Raw genomic sequence first — 21213 nt, forward strand, 5'->3', positions numbered from 1 at the left:
GCGCCCCCAAGCCCAAACCTCAGCTCGTCAGGCGAGGGCTTCTGATGATTTTCAGGAAGAGTGCGTTCATTGCATCGGTGATGCCTTGGGTCGGATTGACCTCGAAATATAGGCCGGGCGAGGCGCAGCTTTGCAGGCGTGTCGGGATTTGCGATTGGAATGGGGCGATCCAGGTGTTGTACCAGTTGTTTGCCGGCAGCGGCAGGTAGGTCGTGTAGAGAATGGCGATCTTGACGTTTTGATCCTTCAGCGGCTGACAGAAGGAGGTGTCAATCGGCTCCTGGCACCGCGTGCCGGTCAAGGGTTTCGTGCAGGTATAGGGCTTCTTGCTGTCGCCAACCCCATCTGTCACAAAGAAGAGAACCTTTTCGCGATCGGTGCTGCTGGTGCCGCCACCGCCCGCGCCCATGTTGGTCTTCATTTGGGTGAGTGCGCTGTCGAAACTTGTCGTCTGATCGTTGTTATAGCCTTGATAGGGAATGGTCATCAGATCGACGGCGTCGGTATAGCTCTTGACCTGCGCCATATCGGACGACAGGCCGGATACTGTCGTTAGCTGCGCTTTCTCCGCCTGCGTGCCGAAGGTGTAGACTGCCATCCTGTATTGATCGGGCGTCGCGCGGCTGGTCGTCGCCGTTTCCGTCAGCTTCTGTGTCGCCTGGCGCACCACGTCGATGCGCATGCTGACCCCAAGTTTCTTCGCCAGAGTGTAATAGTTGTTCGTCGTGTCCATGTTGTGGCAGGCGAAGGCGCACTTGTCGCTGGTATTCGCCTGCATCGTCGCGACGTCGGTCGGCGTCGCTCCCACGCCCATGGAGGGCGTGTTGTCGAGCAGCATGTAGAAATCGATGAAGGTGGCGGTCTGGTATTGCGCGGTGGCCGATCCGGCGATCGGAATGGACGTGTCGCCCAGGATCTGCAGAAACGACGTTGGAACAGTCGCATGGAAAGTGATGTTCGACGTTACGATATTGGCTGCCTTCGTCACCGAGATGTCGACATTGACCGGAACATTCTTCCAGTCGCTCGCGAGTTGACCGAAGAAGAGCTTGCGTGCCTCATCCTGCCCGATTGTCACCACGCCGTCTCCAGACATGGTCATGGCTGCTGCTACGCCGCTGGAGGATTGCGCGATCGCGCCGAGTGCTGCGGCATTGGCTGCTTCATAGAGCTGGCTGCGCAAGCTGAGCGCATTGGAAACGTCGACCGCCAGGCCTGCCGCGCCGATCAAAGGTACCGCGAGGAGGGCGGTAATCGTGCCGAAATTGCCGGATTTGCTCCGCAGGAAGCGAAGAAGCGTGTGAAACATCTGATAGACCACCAAGGCTAGGCGACGCAGTTCATTCGCGCTCGATCCGCCCTCATGGCAGTTTCCAAACCGTATATCGCTAAAATATAAAACCGCGTTTAAGGCGCACTATTAAGAAAGAATGAATCGTCAGCGCCTGGCGCCCAATCTGGTTCATTTATGGTGCTGAGAAGGCGCTATGCACTTGCCTCCAACAAATCGGCGGTCACTGGTCTGCCCAGATGAAAGCCTTGAACCCGGTCAATGCTGAGGTTCTGGAGCACAGACATCTGAGCCTCGGTCTCGACACCTTCCACCAGAATGGTGTTCCCCCGGTTGCGGATAAGGGCGACCATGTCTTGCAACATGGTCAGCCCACGTTCGTCCGAACAATCATGCAGGAAGGTTCGGTCAACCTTGACCGTGTTGAACTCGATCGCCCGGAGCCATGACAATCCGGCGTAGCCAGAGCCGAAATCATCCAACCAAATCTCGACGCCGAGCGCCTGGAGATCGGCGACACACCGCAGCACCTCGGGTTGCATCTCCATATCCAGGCCCTCGGTGACCTCCAATGCAAGCCGGGACCCGGATACCCCGGTTTCTTCCAGGATGGCGGCAACGCTTGCAGCGAAACCTGGAGTTCTTAGCTGTACCGGGGAGACATTCACGCTCACCGTGGTCATGCGGTCGGATGCGAGGATGTCCTGACATGCCGTCTTGATCGCCCAGCGACCCAACTCGATAATGGATCCACTCCGTTCGGCGATCGGAATAAAGACGCTCGGTGGCACGGAGGTTCCATCGGGCATACGAAGTCTCATCAGAGCCTCGACAGCTTTCATCTGGCCGTCCCTGAGATCGAATATGGGTTGATAGACCAGCGATACCAGTCTGCGATCGATGGCTGCCGCCAGCAGCGGCACCAACTTTCCGGCATCCTCGTTCGGACGCCGCAGCATCGGATCAAATGTTCGAACGCAGTTGCGGCCGGAGGCCTTGGCGCTATAGAGCGCAAGGTCGGCCTCCCGCACAAGCCATTCCACCTTTGCCCCTGATCGTTCGTTGACAAAAGCAAGGCCAATACTCACCGTCACGAACTGCGTGTCGTCTGGCCGCTCTTCATGCCGGATGGCGAGCGCCTCGACTTGATGCCGAATTTTCCCGGCTATATGGGTTGCTTCATCCGGCGTCTGCAGGGGCATGACAACGATGAACTCCTCGCCGCCATAGCGACCAATGATGCCTCCGTGATGCTCGACCAGTTTCTGAAGCGTCGCGGCAATAACGGTGAGGCATCGGTCGCCTTCCTGATGGCCGTATCGATCGTTGAAACGCTTGAAGAAGTCGACGTCGATCAGGATGACGGAAAATTCACGGCCTTCATTTTTCCAGGCGCTCCAGCACTCGTCCAGCCTCCGATCGATCGCGCGCCTATTCTCGATGCCTGTGAGGTAGTCCGTATGCGAAAGACGGAGCAATGCCTTTCCGCGCTCTTCCGCCTCCCAATGCTGGCGGCGAGCTTCCACCGCATTCAGGAAAACGTGGTGACGCTCGACATTCAGGCGCCAGTTCACAAAGGAGGTGAAGGCAAAGGACGAGACGTAAAATAGTCCAAAGGCAAGTTGGTAGGCCGGCGTCGATGGAAACAAACCGTAGAGCGCGATAAAAAACACGGTCAATACGGTGCCGGACGTCAGGACGGATAGCCGAAACGAGAAGCTGAAGAATAGGTTCGCACCCATCATGAAAATCGCGCCGAAGATCATGTAGTACGACATGCTCATCGCATATTGGGTGGCAAGAGCCGGATAAAGCCAGCCGACATAACCCAAGACCAGCGCAAAAGCGCAGGTGGTGTCCAGCCAAATGGTCTTCGCTTTCGCCAACCGCAAAATCTCGAAGGCGACAAGCGCAACGGCGGCAACAACAAACCGCATGGTGATTGTTAGCGGCGCGACGTCCGGAATGAGCCAACTGTCAGGCGCGGCAAAGGCGAGATACACGGCGACCGCCATCCACAAACCCTTACGCGTGCATTCCCGGCGAACGGCATCGTTTTCCGATGCGTAGGCGGTCGCTATCTTCAAGGCTGAAGCATGACGTTCTTTTGTTGGGACAGCCCAGTCTGCACCGGGAAAGGTTGCTTTTACGGGAATTCCGGATGCGGTCTGCTCTGAAGATAATGGTTCATAGAACATGCGGCGATGCCTCCCGAGCATTGCTGCCGATAAACCTGAGTTCACCGCTTCCAAAGTTCCGTCCGTGTCAGACACGAAATTTAGCTCGTACTGCTAGAAATACCCTCTTGACGTGCAAAATCCAATCGAGTTCTGTCTTCCACATATTTATGCTTAACATTGCGTCGACGGAGTTCATTTATGGCACAAAACTTTAAGTTCGACGGCGAAAGTCTCATTGTTCCTGGTCAAACTTTTCGCCCGACTGAGCCAGACGATCTTCCTTCCTCCGATCAGATGATAACCGCCAAGGCGGAGCTTGCTCTTACGCTCGATTTGTCACTTCAGCAGTTTCGATCCGAAGTGGACCCTGACGTGGTTGTGAGCCGACTATCGCAGGCGTTGCATCAGATTCGCCGCCGCTTTCACGCCAACATATGGAATGAAATCATCGTCCTTACTCAGATCCATCCCGTCGCGCATTTTCTGCTGCAGGATCCGTTCACACGGTGGTCATTCGAGAAACCGCGCGGCTATTCGGGGGACGCGCATCTGCTCGACTTCATTTACGGGCATGCCAATGTGGCGGCGGAAATTGCTGCATCTACCGACCTAGGCAGAAGGATCTATGAATATACAAAAAACGCTTCCTCATCCGTCGCCGTGAGAGAGCGTCGCGATATCCTGGCGCAACGGGTGGATGAGTGCGCCAAAGATCGACCCGGCTCAGCCGAGGTCCTCGCGGTGGCATCGGGCCATCTTCGGGAAGCCGCATTGTCGTCAGCGCTGAGGGAAGGAAAAATCAGGCGCTGGATTGCGCTCGATCAGGACCCGTTGAGTGTGGGGACCGTTGCGCGCGATTTTGCCGGAACATGCGTCGAAGCCGTGGATGGCACCGTGAAGAGCTTGCTTTCGAATAAGCACACGCTTGGGCGTTTCGATTACATCTACGCTGCGGGCCTCTACGATTATCTCCCGTTTCCGGTTGCCGCTAGATTGACGCGCAAATGCATTGACATGCTGAAGCCCGGCGGCTCCTTCCTATTTGCGAATTTCTCCCAGGAAATCGAAGTAGACGGCTACATGGAGGCGCTCATGAATTGGCCCCTCCTTCTGCGTTCGGAAAACGACATGCAAATGATTGCCGACGCGAGCGCGGCCAAGGCGAAGACAAAAGTATCCGTCTGGTTTGGGGAGAACCGCAACATTCTCTATTGCGAAATTACGAAGGCGGAGTGACTCGCCAGTCATTCATGCCCTTCGTCACTTCGGGCGGCTCTGCTTCTTGTGTTCCAATGGGCAGTCGAAACCTGCGGTTTTTCATCCGTGAAAAATACCCTGCAGATTTGATTGTTTACCACCCGGGTCGCCTTTCCTATCTCTGCCTCGACGGCAAACGATCGCGGAGGACGATATGCTGAACAAACCCGATAATGCTACCACGATTGCGCTTTGGAACGGCCGCGAGATTCCGCGGCTCGGCATGGGATGCTGGGCGATCGGCGGCCCGTTTTATGCCGGCGACGTGCCGCTTGGCTGGGGCGAAGTCGATGACGATGAGTCGATCCGCGCTATCGAGCGCGGTGTTGATCTCGGCATTCGCTTCTTCGACACCGCCTCGAATTATGGGGCGGGGCATTCCGAAGAAGTGCTCGGTAGGGCGATCGGCAATCGAGACGATGTCGTCATCGCCACCAAATTCGGCTCCGCGACGGACGAGAAGACCAAACAGGCGATAGGCGCCTTCGCCGATCCCGCCTTCATCCGTCAGTCCGCCGAGACGTCTTTGCGCCGTTTGCGCCGCGATCGTTTGGACCTGCTACAGTTCCATCTCAACGATTTTCCGCTCGAAGCCTCGGATGAGGTTTTCGAAACGCTCGAAACTCTGAAAGCGGAAGGCAAGATCGATGCTTTCGGCTGGAGCACAGACCATCCGGATCGCGCTGCACGTCATGTGCACCGCTCAGGATTCGTGTCGATCCAGCATACGATGAACGTCTTCGAGCCGGTTCCGGCGATGGTCGAGCTCATCGAGCGCAATGGCCTGATTTCCATCAATCGCGGTCCGCTCGCCATGGGGCTGCTCAGCGGCAAGTTCACGCCAGATAAAACCGTCGGAGAGAAGGATGTGCGCGGCGCAAGCCTCGGTTGGATGGTCTATTTCAAGGACGGTAAGATCGCTCCTGAGTTCGCCGCCCGCTTGGAAGCGGTCCGCAATCTGCTGACTGAAGACGGCCGCACGCTGACGCAGGGTGCGCTGGCGTGGCTCTGGGCGCGCTCGCCACGCACGCTACCAATTCCCGGCTTCCGCACCGTTGCCCAGGTCGAGGAAAATGTCGGTGCTCTTCAGAAGGGACCGCTGCAAGCAAATGTGATGGCGAAAATCGATCAAGCGCTGGCCGGCCTTTAGCTGCAGCGGATCCTTTGCGGCCGTCGCAAAACCCAAATCGGAGGAACTTATCTGGCCGGCATGCATTCGAGTAGCATTCGGCCCCAGTAAGTTTAGCCATGCGCGTTCGTGTCGTTACTCTCAACGTTTGGAATGTCGAGGGCGATAGCCGCAGACATAAAATTATCAATCAGGAGCTTCGTCGCCTGAAGCCTGATCTCCTGGCTCCGCAGGAGGTCATCCGGACGCCGGTGGCAAGAACCCTTGACACTATGATGGAGGGTCTCGGTCTGCACGCCACCCATCAGCAAGATGTTCAGGTTGTTGCGCCGCTTTATGCTGATCGATAAGGCGGCGCAGCAATTGCGACCCGCTGGCCCCATAAGGTGGTCGAAGTACTCGATCCGCGAACGCCGCAGGCCCCGCATGTACCTTGGGCTACGCTCGCAGCGACCGTAGACCTCGGTGACATCGGCAGTGTTCTTTTCATCGGCACCACCGCGGCCTGGCGGCCAGCCGCTGAAGCTGCGCGTGAGCGCCATGCCGTGGCTATCAGCGATCTCGACAGCAGGCATAGGCAGGTTTTGCCGACGATCATCGCTGGCGACCTCAATGCTAATACGGATGCGGCTTCGATACGCTACTTGACGGGTCGACAGTCGCTCGATGGCAGGAGTGTTTGCTACTATGATGCTTGGGAGATTGCTGGAATTGAAAAGGGCGACACTTGGACGGTCGCCAACCCTAGTGCGGCCGACGGTGCGGAACAAATCATCGGCCATACGAACTATCATCGCCGGTTCGATTATGTGTTGGTCGGATCCTGGAATGCACATCCGAACGGTCGCGCAGAAGTCCAGTCAGCGGAATGTGTCTTCGATCAACCGATAGACGGATTATGGCCGAGCGACCATTATGGTGTCATGGTCGACATAGAACGCCAAAGAACTTGGCGGGACCGCTGAGGCTCGGATCATCTGAATCCGCCGCAACACGACGGTGATGTCCTTTTTTGGCTCAGCTTGTCTTTGCCGCAATCGCCCAGGTCGGCGGTGTCGAATTGCATATACAGAACTGCGAGCTTCTCGGAGAAAGCACGATCTTGTTCTTTTTGACCCTTAGCGTGTTTCATTGCGGAGATTGCAATGATAGCGTCCACTTCCGGTCAGCCTTGACCGGCAGAAAGTAGTGGAGGCGGGCACAATGCGTATTATTTTCCGATGTGACCCGACCCTGGCCGAATATTTGCCGCGTCCCATCCCTGCGCGCAGCGCGCTGCCGGACTGGTTGCGCGCGATGCCCAACACCGCATATTCGGCAATTCACGGTCGCGAGGTGCGTACCTTGAAGCAGTGTCCGCCCGTGGTGGATGCGATGACCTATGGCTTCATGATACTTTTGCCCTGCGATGTGCTTGTCGATAACGGTGTCTTCTCCTGGAATTGGGATGTTCCGTCCCCGGCCACCGAACAACATCCTCGATCGCCGCTGAGTTTTCACACGCCCGGGCAATTGACCGGCAGCCCGTTCGAGATCGCCGGGCAGGCGGCGATCAAATTCAACAGCTTCTGGACAATCCAGGTCGACGACGGCTGGTCGCTCTTTGCAACACATCCCGTCAATCGCGCCGATCTTCCCTTCCGGCTTGTCACCGGCCTTGTAGATTCCGACCGGTTTACCGATGGTGGGATCAATTTCCCGGCAATCTGGACCCAACCTGAATTCTCAGGGACGCTAGCCCGTGGAACGCCCGTCGCACAGTGCTTTGCGGTCCCACGCAGCATGCCGGAGCTTATTTTTGAGGAATTGGATGAGCAACGGCAGAATGCGTATACGCAGACGGTTGCCGCCGTACTTTCAACACCGGGCGTCTACCGCAAGCGATTCCGAGCCAAGCGCGGCCGCTCCGTCAGCCAATGATTGCCGCAGAACCTCCTCGTCGAGCCATAACCGACCGCAAGGCGCCGAGGTAAGAGCCATGGCGATAACTCCAAACGTGGACACATCCAGTGCGTAAGCAGTCGAGAAGGCTGCCATGGCCTCCTGCATTCTGCCCGCCTCTTGCAATACGACACCCAGATTGACCCCAGCCTCCGGCGCATCTGCCTTGATTTCGAGGACTCGTCGGTAAGCCTCGGCTGCGCCATCAAGTTTGCGCAGATCGTGCCGAACGAGCGCCAGCTCAAACCAGATTCCTGGATGGTCTTCGAGGGCAATGGCGCGTTCGAGCAGTTGTTCGGCTTCAACGAGGGCGCCACGTTCCCTCGCCAGGGAGCTGAGGCGGCTTAGAGCCTCTCGGGACGTCGGCACGGCATTTAGCACCATGCTCCAGGCGTCGCGCGCAGCCGATTTGTTACCCATCTGGTCGAAAATTCGAGCTTTCTCGACGAAGATCTCTAACCGGATTTCTATGCTTGCTGCTTTCTCAAGCTGCACCAATGCCGCTTCAAGCCTCTGCTCGGCTCGATAAATCTTACCCGCAAGAACGAGGGCGGGCACGTTCCTTGGCTGAGCAGCAAGACTAGTCTCTATCTTTTCCCGAGCACCGGCAAAATCCTCTTCCGCAAACAGTATGGCTGCTAAAAGATGAGAGAGCGACGGATCGGATGGAAACTGATTCAACCCGGCTTCGCAAAGCTGCCTTGCTGCCACACGATTGCTCTCATTGAACGCCGCCACCGCGTCCGCAATGATCTCCAAACGCTGACTTTCCTTCATGCGCACGCCATCCAGATGCTCCTGAGCGCAACACCGCAAATAATCATCGCGGAGTTATCCGCCGTCGATATCGAGCCGTCAATTGTGGAGCTTAGAGCATGAGCTGATTGTTTGGCGGGAGCAGATCCATCGTCGAACTATCGTCTCAACTCCACGGGGCGGCAGAGGGCGCTTAGATGTTCTGGCGTGATCCGGCGCGCATGAGCTTATTTAGACTTGCCAAAAACGATCGCCGTCGGCCTGCTGACCTGGATCACCTCGCCCGTCGGGACCAAGTCCCAGCGTCGCAGCGGAATTGGACAATCGTGTCGCTATCTTCATTCGCCTCGCACAGATATTGCTCGTCCGGATCGAGCGCGAAGAAACGCGGCGTCCGGCCTTGCGACGGTTCCCGTTCCCTGACGGCGACGGTGCCATCTTCGCCGACGTCGGAGATAGCGATGGAATCGTGCCTCTATTGGCGGTGTAGAGAAAACGGCTTCTTTTGCTGATCGCGATCTGTAAAGCCCGAGCCTACCCGGCAACCCGCACAGGTGTGCGAGGGGCAGCAACTCGCCGCTTGACGAAATCGGGAGGCTTAAAGGCTGTCCGTTCGGCGATTTGGGAGAATGAACTTGCTATTTGCCATTCTTCGGTGCTCACGGTCTGATTTCTGAAAACTCAACCTTCAACATTTGGAATAACTTGGAATAACATTCGTATCGCCGAACGGTCCTCGAAATAATTCAGCGGCTGGTATCGAAAAGTTGCCGGTTGCCGAGGCAGGTCACTCTCGATAGTGATTCACTCCATCAACCAGCGTATCTTAAGCATCACAGAACTGAATTCTACCAAATGAGAGCATTACACTTTCGTCGGAAAACGCGTATCCATCCGAACAGGACCAGGGGATTTTGCGCATGGCGTATGATAGAGTTGGTTGATGGAGATTGATGAGGATAAGATCGACGACGCAGTTTTGGCGCTGCTATGGCTGACGCTGCATAACGAGCGTTGTGCTTGGAAGGGCTTCGACTGGGCGGCGACGGATCGGCTTCACAAGAAGGGCATGATCGGCGACCCGGTCAACAAGTCAAAGTCATTGGTGTTGACCGATGAAGGCCTGGGGCGTTCGGAAGCGTTGTTCCGGAAGCTATTTACGCGGTCGCCGCAATAACGGCCCCATGTCGCCTTCCATTCCAAGGCAGCATCTCGTGCAAGCGGGAGACGGGAAGGTCGGCGATGCAGGCCAGCACGTCGGCGAACCAGTGGGTGATCAGGGTTTGAACGACGGGTTTTTATTTGTACTCATTGTGATCTAATCCAATCACTAAGCATATCATGAGCATCATGGGCGTGGCGCAAATAACCCTCCGACGATGGAAGCCTCCGGCCGTCTTGTGTCTGAACGGACTGCTGCGGGCCATCGCCGTTATGACCTTTCGAAAATCACCGGGGTAGGCACTTCATGGAGACCGGACCGACAAAGTACAGTTGCTTACGCCTAGTGCCGGTCAAAACGCGGACTTCGTACGACAAAAACAAGTGTTGCAACTTTACTGCGCTCAGCAGGGTTGGACTCTGGCCGCCGTCGGAAGACCACGGTGAAACCGTCCCCCGCGAAGCAGGAAATCAACGGGAGTCCTGAAGATGTTCATGCATGATCAGGTTTGCACAAGTTTGATAGAACGGTTTCAGTGTCCGGCAGCATGGCAGGCATATAGCGGCTTGCGTCACAAGATATGACAATGCAATTTTAAATAGTAATCTACTATTAACTCATTCGTTATCATCTTTTGCTTAAATTCGAATACAGCGCATTTGCGTCGAGCATGATGCTCCTTGTCTGTGATGCCCGATCCCTGGCAATTGCGCGATGTGCCCCATGTCGTTTCTTCAAAACACCAAGATCCGCACGAAGATTCTTTCAGTCATCATCCCGATCTGCCTTGTTGGCATTGCCGGCATCATTGCGATGTCACAGAATTATAAGGCTGCAAATGACGCCTATTCCGGCCTTCTCGCAAATGATGGCAGTGCTACCATCCAAATGGCGCGAGCGAGCCAGCGTGTGGTCGCGCTGAGCTATAACGCCTATCAGGTTCTTGCCTATAACGCCAATGATCCGGAGATGCCCGGTTTCGTCAAAAACTATGGTGACAACAAGAAGGCCTTGTTCGACTGGTTTAAGTCCATCAGGAGTCTAGTCCCGGAACAGGCGGCATCTGTTGATGTGCTGGCGGACAAAGCCAAAGCGATTACCGCCATCACCGACAAGGCGGTCGAAGCGGGTGCCAAGGACGACGAAAGTGCCAAAGGATTGCTGAAACAAGCAGATCCGTTGATTGCAGATGAGATCGTAAGCGTCCGGCAGTGGATCGAGAGCTCCAATAAGAACGTCAAGGCAGAAAGCGATTCCTTAACCAGCCAGACAAATCACACGATCCTCTATACATTGACGACGCTCGGCATTGTCTTCGTCGCAGCAATCGCAGCCGGCCTCTTCATCGCGGCCAAGGGCATTACGACGCCGATCGAGAAACTGCGGGAGCGGATGGTGTCTCTTGCGGGTGGAGAAACCGAAACATCCGTCGCAGGGCTGGGGCGCAAGGATGAGGTCGGCCAAATGGCCGCAGCCGTTGCCGTCTTCCGCGACAATGCGATCGAGCGCATCCGGTTGGAGCGCGATGCGGAGGCCAATCGCAGCCTTTCCGAGCGAGAACGTATGGAGCGGGACGCGCAGAAGGCGAGGGAGGCAGCCGAAACCGAATTTGCGGTCAAGGCGCTTGCAGACGGCCTTGGCGCGCTGTCTGACGGCAACCTGACCTACCGCATCGAAAAGCCATTCGTTGGCCATCTCGACCAGTTGCGCAGCGATTTCAACGGTTCGATCACAAAGATGCAGCAGGCGCTACGGGCGGTTGGCGACAACGCCCGCGGCATCGATGCCGGCGCCAACGAGATCCGTTCGGCGGCGGACGACCTATCGAAGCGCACGGAGCAGCAGGCAGCCTCCGTCGAAGAAACCGCCGCAGCGCTCGAACAGATTACGACGACCGTGAAGGACTCCACGCGACGCGCCGAGGAAGCTGGTCATCTCGTGGCGCAGGCCCGCATCGGAGCCGAAAAGTCGGGTGTTGTGATGCGCGAAGCCGTTGCCGCCATGGAAGGTATCGAAAAGTCTTCCAGCGAGATCAGCAACATCATCGGCGTTATCGACGAGATCGCTTTCCAAACGAACCTGCTGGCTCTCAATGCCGGCGTCGAGGCGGCGCGTGCCGGCGAGGCGGGCAAGGGCTTTGCGGTCGTTGCCCAGGAAGTCCGTGAATTGGCGCAGCGCTCGGCACAGGCGGCCAAGGAGATCAAGGCGCTGATTTCGACGTCCAGCAACCAGGTGCGCAACGGCGTCGAACTCGTAGCGCGCACCGGCCAGTCCCTGAGCCAGATCGTCCAGGAGGTCGAAGAAATCGATGCCAATGTGAGGGCGATCGTCGAGGCGGCGCGGGAACAGTCGACGGGGCTTGCCGAGATCAACACGGCAGTGAATGCAATCGACCAGGGGACGCAGCAGAACGCGGCAATGGTCGAGCAGTCGACTGCGGCGAGCCACAGCCTTGCAAAGGAAGTTGCATCGCTGAACAACTTGCTCGGTCAGTTCAATGTCGCGGCGGGCGACAAACAACCGCCCCTGGCCATGGCGAGCGAACGTCATCAGCCAGCGGTGTCACCTGCCCGCTCGCTTAGAGCCAAGATCGCTGGCGCCTTCAATGGAGGCGCCGCAACTGCGGCTGCAGCCTCAAAGGAAGGCTGGGAAGAGTTTTGAGGACCGCGAAGGTCGCGTAAGGGGGCGGGCTAGACGCCGCCTTACGCTCCTTTCCGTGACACCTTAACCAAGGCGCTTCAGCGCGTCAGACAGCATGGAGACAATGGTGTCGATCTCCGCTTTGCTGATAATCAGGGGCGGCGAAAGCGCGATGATGTCGCCGGTGACCCGGATCAGCAGACCCTTGTTGAAGCAGTCCACGAACACGTCGTAGGCGCGGGCGCCCGGCGCATCCTTGCGAGGAGCAAGTTCGATGGCTCCAACCAGTCCAAGGTTTCGGATGTCGACGACATGTGGAAGACCTTTGAGCGAGTGGAGGGCTTCCTGCCAGTGCTCCGCCAGGTCAGCCGCCCGCGTCAGCAGCCCTTCTTCCTGATAGATCTCCAGCGTGGCGAGGCCGGCGGCGCAGGCAACAGGATGGCCGGAATAGGTGTAGCCGTGGAACAGTTCGATTGCGTTTTCCGGCCCGACCATCAGCCCATCATAGACCTTGCGGCTGGCGAAGACGGCGCCCATCGGAATTGTGCCGTTGGTGATACCCTTGGCGGTGGTGACCAGATCGGGCACGACTCCAAAATAGTCGGTAGCAAAGGGTGTTCCCAGGCGTCCGAAGCCGGTGATGACTTCGTCGAAGATCAGCAGGATTCCATGCTTGTCCGCCGTCGCGCGCAGCTTTGCCAGATACCCTTCAGGTGGTAGGACCACGCCTGCCGATCCGGACATCGGCTCGACGATGACGGCTGCTATGGTCTCTGCGCCATGCAGGGCGACAAGCCGTTCCAGATCATCGGCAAGCTCGATGCCATGCTGCGGAAGCCCTTTCGAAAAGGCATTGCGCTCGATGTCGAGCGTGTGGCGCATATGGTCAGCCGGGATCTGCGGGAAGACGCGGCGATTGTTGACGAGGCCGCCGACCGAGATGCCGCCGAACCCGACGCCGTGATAGCCCTTTTCGCGTCCGATAATCCGCGTGCGGGTGCCCTGACCGATGGCACGCTGATAGGCGATAGCGATCTTCAGAGCTGTATCGACGGATTCGGAACCTGAGCCTGTGAAGAACACGCGGTCGAGTTTGGCCTCACCGCCGCCCGGGGCATTTGCGGCGAGCTTCGCGGCGAAGTCGAATGCGATCGGGTGGCCCATCTGAAAGGTCGGCGCGTAGTCCAAGGTAGCGAGCTGTCGCTCGACGGCCTGTGCGATCTTCTTGCGGCCATGGCCGGCATTGACGCACCAGAGGCCGGCGGTGCCATCGAGAACCTGATTACCGTCGACATCGGTGTAGTACATGCCGTCTGCGGCGGCCAACAGGCGCGGCGCTGCCTTGAACTGCCGGTTCGCTGTAAACGGCATCCAGAAATTGTCGAGAACGGGGGTGTTCGGCTTGCTAACCTGATCCATGATTGGCCTCCTCTGGGATGACAATCAGATCGACGATTTCCTTTCTTCAAACAAGTCCTTTTCTTTGCGCCAGTAACCTATTGAAATTTATAGAATCGAAAGATACTGTTTTACATATTTTGAACAACACGAACGCCCCATCATGTCCGTCGATATCGGCAACCGTCTCCGTCATCTGCGTATCGCGCATAACCTTTCTCAACGCGAGCTCGCCAAGCGCACCGGCGTGCCGAATTCGACGATCTCTCTCATCGAATCGAACGCCTCGAACCCGTCGGTTGGCGCCTTGAAGCGGATTCTGGACGGTATCCCGATTGGCCTCGCGGAATTTTTCGCGTTCGAGCCCGAGCGGCCCAAGAAGGCTTTTTATGCCGCGGAAGAATTGGTCGAGATCGGCAAGGGCGCCATTTCGTACAGGCAGGTTGGAGAAAACCTGTTCGGGCGCAGCCTGCAGATCCTTAGAGAGTGCTACCAGCCTGGCGCCGATACCGGAAAGGTCCCTCTCGTCCATGACGGAGAGGAAGGTGGGATCGTGCTGTCGGGAAGGCTCGAAATCACGGTCGACGACGAGCGGCGAATCCTTGGACCGGGCGATGCCTATTATTTCGAAAGCCGGCGCCCGCATCGGTTCCGGTGCGTCGGTCCGGTCCCTTGCGAGGTCATCAGCGCCTGCACACCGCCGACATTTTAGTTGCTGCGGCCTTCGATGCGCGCAAGTACCCTGTCGAGTGCGGACGTCAGTGCCTGCCGCCCGCCCTTCTTCTCGAAGTCTAAGAAAACCTGCTCGTTTAGCCCGCCCTTGGTGGCGAATTCAAAGCTCAGGGAATTGAATGACGTGACATCAGGCTCGTTGGCCCTTTGCGCTAAACTCGCAAATAATGGCGCGACATAGGCCTGGCCCTTCGATCGATCGAGCCCGTTCTTTTCCAGCCAGTCGGTTGTGAACTCCATGATACCGAAGAAGGTCGACATCATGGCGCTGGCGGCGGCAAGAAGGTCATATTCCCCGCGGGATTCGCATTGAACGGTGGTGCCAAGAGCATCGAATAGGGCAGCTGTTTCCGGATCGGGAGGATAGATGGCGGTCACGCCTTGGCGATCTGCGACGAACGGCAAAGGGATTGCCTGCACCAGGTCGACGTCGGCGCCGATCCAGCCGAGCAAGCTTTGGCGTTCCAGCGCGGCGACAACGCTGACAATGCGCTGTCCGTCTCTGAAACGAAGCTCACGGATAACGTCCTCGGCAATCTGCGGGCGTATGGCCAGGACGACGATGTCGCTATGATCGACGACCGCCTGGTTATCAGCCGCCACGGTCACGCTTTCGAATTGGGCGGAAAGCCTTGCTGCGATCTCCGCATTGCGAGGCGCGACATTAATCTCCGATACATACGCTGGCTCAGCCAATAGGCCCCGCACCATGGCCTCCGTAATCGCGCCGGTTCCGACAAAGCCAATTGCTTTCATTTTCGCCATCTACTCTGCGGCTCGCGCGGGGCCGAGTGAGACGTCGGTCGTATAGTTTTCACGCATGAAGCTGATGAAGTTATCCTGGAATTGCCGGGTGTGGGCATGGGCGAGTTCATCTGCCAGATCGACGTTCTTGTCCCGGATCGCTTCCAGCATCAGGCTATGCTCGTCCGTGAGGAGATACCCCTCGTGGGTTCGTTCCAGATATTCGAAATGCAGGTGCAGCATGCGCTGACCCTGGGACAGGAGCTTGTCGTAGAAGGAGGCTAGATACTGGTTCTTGCCGGCATAGGCGATCGCCATGTGGAACTCCTTGTTCGCCTCCGACATCGCCAGATGGTTTCCGGTTTTGACGGCGGTCGCAAATGCCTTTTCTCTCTTGGCGATTAGCTTGAGGTCGGTATCGGTCCGCAGTGCCGCCGCCAGGCGGGTATTCATCCTCTGGGCGATGTCGAGCGCTTCCACATATTTCGGAAAGGTCGCGACTTCGATTGGCGCAACGATCGTGCTGCGGTTGGAAAGCGTTACGACCAGTTCCTCCGCACCCAGGCGGATCAAGGCTTCGCGTACCGGCGATCGAGACATGTCGAAGCGCTCAGCCAAACTCATCTCGTCGAGAAGCTGGCCCGGTGGCAGGGTGAGAGCAAGGATCTCGTTTCGCAGCGTGTCGTAGACGCTTTTCCAACCGGTTCCCCGGACCCGTTTCACTTCAGTTTCGTCAGACACTTAGGTCCCTTTCATTCGCAGATACTGCATTGGGCCAGAAAAGCAGCGTGTCGGCAATGTAAAATTTTCGCTTGACTTTGTCGACACGCTGTTGACATAAATTTGTTAGTCGACACACAGCCGACAGAAAAACACAAAAGAAGCGGCCAAAGCCGACGAGTGGAACCGCGCTTCGCGCACAGCAAAAGAGGAATGCCGATGCTTTCGAAGTTGATCACGTCCGCCTTGCGGGCGTTGCCTGCGCTCGCCCTGATGGGAGGTCTTTCCGCAACCACCGCTCACGCTCAGACCGCCGACGGCTACTGGCAGGGTGTGCAGAAGGCGGGCGTTTTGAGGTGTGGCGCAGCCGTGGCGCCGCCTTACGTCATGCGCGACCCTGCAACCGGCGAGTATTCGGGTTTCTTTGCCGATCTCTGCAAGGAATTCGCCGACGTTCTCAAGGTGAAGCCGCAATTTGTCGATACGACCTGGGATAATATCGTCGCTGGCCTTCAGGCCGGAAAATGGGATCTCTCGCTGGCACTGAACCGGACGCCGGCCCGCGCCATGGCCGTTCAGTTTTCCATCCCGGCGATGGAGTATCAGATCTCGCTCGCCTACAATAAAAACAACCCGAAGATTCCAGCGACTGCAGCCTCAGTGGCCGATCTCGACAAGGCCGGCGTGACGATCGCCGTCATGTCCGGAACGGCTCAGGACAAGGCAATCTCCGCAGCCGTGAAGAATGCCACCATCATGCGGCTTCCGGGCAATGATGAGACGCGTCTGGCCCTTACCTCGAAGCGAGCCGACATTCTGGTCGACGCCTCCGATACCAACCAGCTTCTGACCCAGGCAAATCCCGATTGGGCCGTCGCCCTGAACCCGAAGCCAGCCCTTGCCAAGCAAGGCGTATCCTTCGGTCTCCCGCATAACATGTCGGCCTCAGACGTCGAAGTCGTAAACATCTTTCTCGAAGAGAAGGTTGCGACCGGCCATGTCGATGAGCTGATCCACAAGGCTGTCGACGAAGTCCTCAAGGGGGCAAAATAAGTCCCGCCTAGCGTCGGCGCTCAGCCGCCGACGCATTCTCTCGCTTTTCAGACAAACCGAGATCGGCCCGACCATGTCCTTCAACCTTCCTCTCGTCAAAATGCAGACGCTCCACAAGAGCTATGGCAATGGTGTTATCCAGGTGCTGAAAGGCATCGACATCGAAATGAAACCCGGCGAACGCGTCGTCGTCATCGGCCCGAGCGGTGGCGGCAAGAGCACGCTGCTCCGGGTTATGATGGGCCTGGAGCAGATAGACAGCGGGTCGATCAGCTTCGATGGGAAGGCCTATATTTCGTCCGAGGGCCTCGACAAGAAGACCCTCATCGATACGGACGTCCGCCGATCGATTGGCATGGTCTTTCAGCACTACACGCTCTTCCCGCACTTGAATGTCGTCCAGAACCTTATCCTTGCGCCCTGCAAAGTACGGGGGGAGGCAAAATCGAAGGCGATGGCTCGTGCGCAAACCCTTCTCGAGCGGTTCGGACTTGGTGCGAAGGCCAATGCGTATCCCGCCCAGCTTTCCGGAGGTCAGAAGCAGCGCGTCGCCATCGCACGCGCCCTGATGCTGGACCCCAAGCTGATGCTCTTCGACGAGGTCACGTCGGCGCTCGACCCCGAGCTCGTCAGTGAGGTGGAGCATGTGATCCTTCAACTGGCGTCCCAGAATATGCCGATGATGATCGTGACTCATGACATGTGGTTTGCGAAAAACATTGCCTCGCGCGTGATCTTTTGTGCCGGTGGCGTCGTTGTCGAAGACGGGCCTCCGGAGCAGGTGCTCGGCTCTCCCAGGGAAGAGCGCACCAAGGAATTCATCGACCGCGTGTTCCACATCAAGCAGCAGGGGGCGGTCGCGTGAGCTACACGTTCGACTTCAACGCTGTATCGATCGCGCCGCTGCTGCAGGGACTATGGGTTTCCCTGGAGCTGACCGCGGCGGCCAATATCATTGGCATCGTCCTGGGTTTTGTGCTGGCTCTTCTGATCATGAGCCCCTACAGGCTGGTTCGACTGCCGTTCATGCTCTTTGTCGAATTTTTCCGCTGCACGCCGGCCATCGTTCAGATCGTTTGGATATTCTACTGCGTTCCGATGATCTTTGACGTCTTCCTCGACCCGATCACGATGGGTGTGACGGCGCTTGGGCTGAACCTCATGGCGTTCAATGCCGAGGCCTATCGGGCGGCGATCCAGGCAGTTCCGCGGGAGCAGCTTGACGCCGGTATCGCGCTCGGCCTCTCGCCGCTGCAGCGGGTGCTCTACATCATCTTCCCGACGGCGTTCCGAGCTTCTATCCCTGTCTTGCTGACGAACGGCATCGTCATTTTCCAGCAAAGCGCGCTGGTTGCGATCGTGGCGATCCAGGACCTCATGTACCAGGGAAAGACGCTCGCGACAGAAACGTACCGGCCGATCGAAACATTCACGGTCGTCGCGCTGATCTATTTCGCCGTGTCCTTTCCGATCACACAGATCGTCGGCTTTCTTGAACGCCGCCGGCAGCTTCTCGTCAGCTAGGAGGCCAGGATGACACTCGACTTCTCGATCCTTCTCCGCTTCGAGCACGCGCTTTTGCTCGGTCTTTGGATGACCATCAAATTGACCGTCATTTGCATCGTGCTCGGATGCTCTCTCGGCTTTCTGGTGGGCCTTGCCAGAACCTCCCGCAATGTCGCGCTCCGGGCGGTCTCCAGCATCTATGTCGAATTCTTTCGCGGCACGCCCGTGCTCATCCAGCTCTTCTGGATCTTCTTTTGCCTGCCGCTGTTGCTGGGTGTCGAGCTATCGAACCTTACATCAGGTATTATCGCGTTGACCCTCTACATGGGTGCGATCACCAGCGAGACATTCCGTGCCAGCCTGAACTCGATCGGGCCTGAGCAACTGGATGCCTGCGTTGCGCTCGGACTTCCGCGCAATATCCAGATCATCAACGTCGTGCTGCCGCAGGCCGTGTTGCGCGCGATCCCGACGCTGCTGTCGAATTGCGTCAGCCTGTTCAAGGAGAGCGCCCTGGTTTCGGCCGTCGGGATGGCGGACCTCATGTTCGTTGGCCAAAACATCTCGAACAACACGGCAAGGCCTGTCGAGGTCCTGACGGTCGTCGCCCTGATCTATTTCGTCATCGCATTTCCGCTGACACGAGCCGTCTCGCTCATCGAGGCGCGCATCCTCAAGAAACTCGCCATCTAAACGCAATCGCTTCACTACAGGAGACTTCCATGAAACTGTCCGGCGTCATGCCTGCGCTCATCACCCCCTTCGATGCGAACGGCAAGGTCGATTTTAGGGCTTTCGAACGGCTTCTGGCGCACCTGCGCGAGGCAGGCGTCACCGGCTGGGTTCCAAACGGATCGACGGGGGAATACTTCAGCCAATCCAGGGAAGAGCGCCGTGACGTGCTGCAGTTCGTCAAGGATTTTGCCAAGCCGGGCGAAATTCTGATCGCCGGCACCAATGCGCCCGCCACCCGCGAGGTGATCGAACAGACGGCGCTGGCGAGGGATATCGGCTATGACACGGTCCTGCTGGCGCCGCCATTCTATACTCGCCCGACGCAAGCCGAACTCATCAAGCATTACGAAGCCGTCCTCGGCGCCATCGATGTGAGCCTCGTCCTCTATTCCTATCCGGCCAAGGACGGTTCGGACATCAGCTTCGAGCTGATGGATCACTTTGCCGATAATCCGCGCGTGATCGGGATCAAGGAAAGCTCGGGCGTATTGCAGCGCGCGATCGATATCGCCAGCCGCTATGAGGGCAAAATCCAGCTCGTCAGCGGCTCCGACGATATTGCGCTCGATTTCATGTTCTGGGGCGCGGAAAGCTGGATCTGCGGACCATCGAATTGTATGGCCAAGGCCTGCTGCGACCTCGACCGCACATTCAAATCCGGCGATCTCAACAAGGCGCGCGAGCAGATGAAAACGCTCTACCGGGCGATGAACATCCTCGAGAGCGGCAAGTTCGTGCAGAAGATCAAGTATGGCTGCGAGCTTCAGGGCTTGCCCGTGGGTCAGTGCCGCGCGCCGCTCGGCGAGCTGACGGCGGAGGAAAAGGCCGAGTTCAAGGCGGCGATGCAGCCGATCCTCAACTGGTGATCGACGGTCCGGGCAGCGCCGGCTGCCCGCATCGATCCGGTAGGCAGGAGTATTTGCGATGCGCTTCAGGAAAGTTCTGTCTGTCGTCGATTGTCATGCCGAAGGCGAGAGCGGCAAGGTGATCGTCGGCGGCGTCGGCCAGGTGCCGGGTAAGACTATGTTCGACAAGAGGCTTCATCTCGAAGCCCATATGGACGATATCCGAAAGATGGTTCTCTTCGAGCCGCGCGGCGCGGTATGGCATAATGCCAATATCGTCCTGCCGTCGGACCATCCAGACGCAGATATGGGTTACGTCATCCTCGAGACCACCGAATATCCAGCGATGTCGGGCTCGAACACGATGTGCGTGGCGACGGTCCTGCTCGAAACGGGCATCCTACCGATGAGCGAACCCGTCACCAATCTTATTCTTGAATCCCCGGCCGGCCTCATCCGCGTCCGCTGTGAATGCTTAGACGGCAAGGTCACGAGTGTTCGGTTGGTGAACCAGCCTGCCTTCTGCTACCACCGTGACAGCAGTATCGAAGTCCCGGGACTGGGCACGGTTCGCGTCGATATCGTCTATGGCGGCATGACCTATACGATGGTGGAGGCTGCCGATCTCGGCTTCACTATCGACCCGTCCGAGGCCCGCGATCTCTGCGAGGCCGGTCAGAAGCTCAAGGCTGCGGCTGCCGAACAGCTTGCGGTGGAGCATCCCGAAAACTCTGAAATTCCTGGCATCACCAATACCGAATTCATGGGGCCGTTGCGCCGTGAGAATGGTCAGTTGGTCTCGAAGAATTGCGTGGTCGTTTCTCCGGGGCGCTGCGACCGCTCGCCCTGCGGAACCGGCTCGTCGGCGCGGCTGGCGCTTCTCCACGCCAGGGGTGTCATGAAAGGGGGCGAAACCCTCATCCATGAATCGATCACTGGCAGCAAGTTCACCTGCACGATCGACGGGCTTGCCAAAGTTGGGCGCTATGACGCAGTTGTCCCCGTCATCTCAGGGCAGTCCTGGATCACCGGTTTCTACCAGATGGGTATGGACCCGACCGATCCTTACCAGACCGGCTTTACCGTCGCCGACACTTGGATGGCCAACGTTTGAAGCGGGCGAG

At 57.7% G+C, this 21213-nt stretch carries 20 protein-coding genes; 13 read left to right on the forward strand and 7 right to left on the reverse strand.

Features of this window, described 5'->3' with window-relative positions; all coding sequences use genetic code 11:
• Positions 1-19: 19 nt before the first annotated feature.
• Together GGD50_RS21390 and GGD50_RS21395 are read right to left on the reverse strand one after the other, a co-directional pair.
• A complete protein-coding gene (locus GGD50_RS21390; protein WP_183939108.1) occupies positions 20-1309 on the reverse strand; it encodes a TadE/TadG family type IV pilus assembly protein in 1290 nt (429 codons plus the stop codon).
• A gap of 176 nt (positions 1310-1485) precedes the next feature.
• Positions 1486-3447, reverse strand: coding sequence for a putative bifunctional diguanylate cyclase/phosphodiesterase (locus GGD50_RS21395; RefSeq protein WP_425503990.1), 1962 nt, complete (start codon positions 3445-3447; stop codon positions 1486-1488).
• Between the two features lie 222 nt (positions 3448-3669).
• Here GGD50_RS21395 and GGD50_RS21400 point away from each other — a divergent pair, with 222 nt between their 5' ends.
• The 4 genes from GGD50_RS21400 to GGD50_RS21415 all read left to right on the forward strand — a co-directional run bounded on the left by GGD50_RS21400 (position 3670) and on the right by GGD50_RS21415 (position 7777).
• Positions 3670-4707: a class I SAM-dependent methyltransferase gene (locus tag GGD50_RS21400; RefSeq protein ID WP_183939112.1), complete on the forward strand. Its 1038-nt coding sequence runs from the start codon at positions 3670-3672 to the stop codon at positions 4705-4707.
• 175 nt (positions 4708-4882) lie between these two features.
• On the forward strand, positions 4883-5878 hold the full coding sequence (locus GGD50_RS21405) for an aldo/keto reductase (RefSeq protein ID WP_183939114.1): 996 nt from the start codon (positions 4883-4885) through the stop codon (positions 5876-5878).
• A 365-nt stretch (positions 5879-6243) separates the two neighbouring features.
• Entirely contained in the window at positions 6244-6822 is a 579-nt protein-coding gene (locus tag GGD50_RS33365) for an endonuclease/exonuclease/phosphatase family protein (RefSeq protein WP_343069991.1), read from the forward strand.
• 238 nt (positions 6823-7060) lie between these two features.
• The gene (locus GGD50_RS21415; protein ID WP_183939118.1) at positions 7061-7777 is read left to right on the forward strand and encodes a hypothetical protein; all 717 of its coding nucleotides are present in this window, start codon (positions 7061-7063) and stop codon (positions 7775-7777) included.
• On the opposite strand, the gene GGD50_RS21420 is transcribed toward GGD50_RS21415, so the two are convergent.
• Entirely contained in the window at positions 7715-8575 is an 861-nt protein-coding gene (locus GGD50_RS21420; protein WP_183939120.1) for a tetratricopeptide repeat protein, read from the reverse strand. The genes GGD50_RS21415 and GGD50_RS21420 overlap by 63 nt on opposite strands.
• 253 nt (positions 8576-8828) lie before the next feature.
• A complete protein-coding gene (locus GGD50_RS33525; RefSeq protein WP_183939346.1) occupies positions 8829-9017 on the reverse strand; it encodes a beta-propeller fold lactonase family protein in 189 nt (62 codons plus the stop codon).
• A gap of 480 nt (positions 9018-9497) precedes the next feature.
• Between GGD50_RS33525 and GGD50_RS21430 the strand changes: the two genes are divergently transcribed.
• A complete protein-coding gene (locus tag GGD50_RS21430) occupies positions 9498-9731 on the forward strand; it encodes a DUF6429 family protein (protein WP_183939122.1) in 234 nt (77 codons plus the stop codon).
• A 708-nt stretch (positions 9732-10439) separates the two neighbouring features.
• A complete protein-coding gene (locus tag GGD50_RS21435; protein ID WP_183939124.1) occupies positions 10440-12377 on the forward strand; it encodes a methyl-accepting chemotaxis protein in 1938 nt (645 codons plus the stop codon).
• Positions 12378-12440: 63 nt separating this feature from the next.
• On the opposite strand, the gene aptA is transcribed toward GGD50_RS21435, so the two are convergent.
• Complete coding sequence (aptA, locus tag GGD50_RS21440; RefSeq protein ID WP_183939126.1) at positions 12441-13775, reverse strand: omega-aminotransferase AptA; 1335 nt, start codon at positions 13773-13775, stop codon at positions 12441-12443.
• 142 nt (positions 13776-13917) lie between these two features.
• Between aptA and GGD50_RS21445 the strand changes: the two genes are divergently transcribed.
• A complete protein-coding gene (locus GGD50_RS21445) occupies positions 13918-14466 on the forward strand; it encodes a cupin domain-containing protein (RefSeq protein WP_183939128.1) in 549 nt (182 codons plus the stop codon).
• On the opposite strand, the gene GGD50_RS21450 is transcribed toward GGD50_RS21445, so the two are convergent.
• Positions 14463-15251 carry a pyrroline-5-carboxylate reductase gene (locus GGD50_RS21450; protein WP_183939130.1) on the reverse strand — a complete coding sequence of 263 codons (789 nt, stop codon included), beginning with the start codon at positions 15249-15251 and terminating at the stop codon, positions 14463-14465. The genes GGD50_RS21445 and GGD50_RS21450 overlap by 4 nt on opposite strands.
• Positions 15252-15971, reverse strand: a complete 720-nt coding sequence (locus GGD50_RS21455) for a GntR family transcriptional regulator (RefSeq protein WP_183939131.1) — start codon at positions 15969-15971, stop codon at positions 15252-15254.
• 198 nt (positions 15972-16169) lie between these two features.
• Here GGD50_RS21455 and GGD50_RS21460 point away from each other — a divergent pair, with 198 nt between their 5' ends.
• The 6 genes from GGD50_RS21460 (at position 16170) to GGD50_RS21485 (ending at position 21203) form a co-directional block, all read left to right on the forward strand.
• Positions 16170-17003, forward strand: coding sequence for a substrate-binding periplasmic protein (locus GGD50_RS21460; protein ID WP_183939133.1), 834 nt, complete (start codon positions 16170-16172; stop codon positions 17001-17003).
• Between the two features lie 73 nt (positions 17004-17076).
• Positions 17077-17868, forward strand: coding sequence for an amino acid ABC transporter ATP-binding protein (locus tag GGD50_RS21465; RefSeq protein WP_183939135.1), 792 nt, complete (start codon positions 17077-17079; stop codon positions 17866-17868).
• A complete protein-coding gene (locus GGD50_RS21470; protein WP_183939137.1) occupies positions 17865-18527 on the forward strand; it encodes an ABC transporter permease subunit in 663 nt (220 codons plus the stop codon). The genes GGD50_RS21465 and GGD50_RS21470 overlap by 4 nt, the downstream gene beginning before the upstream one ends.
• A 9-nt stretch (positions 18528-18536) precedes the next feature.
• Positions 18537-19202: an amino acid ABC transporter permease gene (locus GGD50_RS21475; protein ID WP_183939139.1), complete on the forward strand. Its 666-nt coding sequence runs from the start codon at positions 18537-18539 to the stop codon at positions 19200-19202.
• A gap of 29 nt (positions 19203-19231) precedes the next feature.
• Positions 19232-20110: a 4-hydroxy-tetrahydrodipicolinate synthase gene (gene dapA / locus GGD50_RS21480; RefSeq protein WP_183939141.1), complete on the forward strand. Its 879-nt coding sequence runs from the start codon at positions 19232-19234 to the stop codon at positions 20108-20110.
• Positions 20111-20168: 58 nt separating this feature from the next.
• Positions 20169-21203 carry a proline racemase family protein gene (locus GGD50_RS21485; protein ID WP_183939143.1) on the forward strand — a complete coding sequence of 345 codons (1035 nt, stop codon included), beginning with the start codon at positions 20169-20171 and terminating at the stop codon, positions 21201-21203.
• Positions 21204-21213: the final 10 nt, after the last annotated feature.

Origin of the sequence: Martinezella paranaensis, assembly GCF_014200235.1 — a bacterium.
Taxonomy (GTDB): Bacteria; Pseudomonadota; Alphaproteobacteria; order Rhizobiales; family Rhizobiaceae; genus Rhizobium; species Rhizobium paranaense.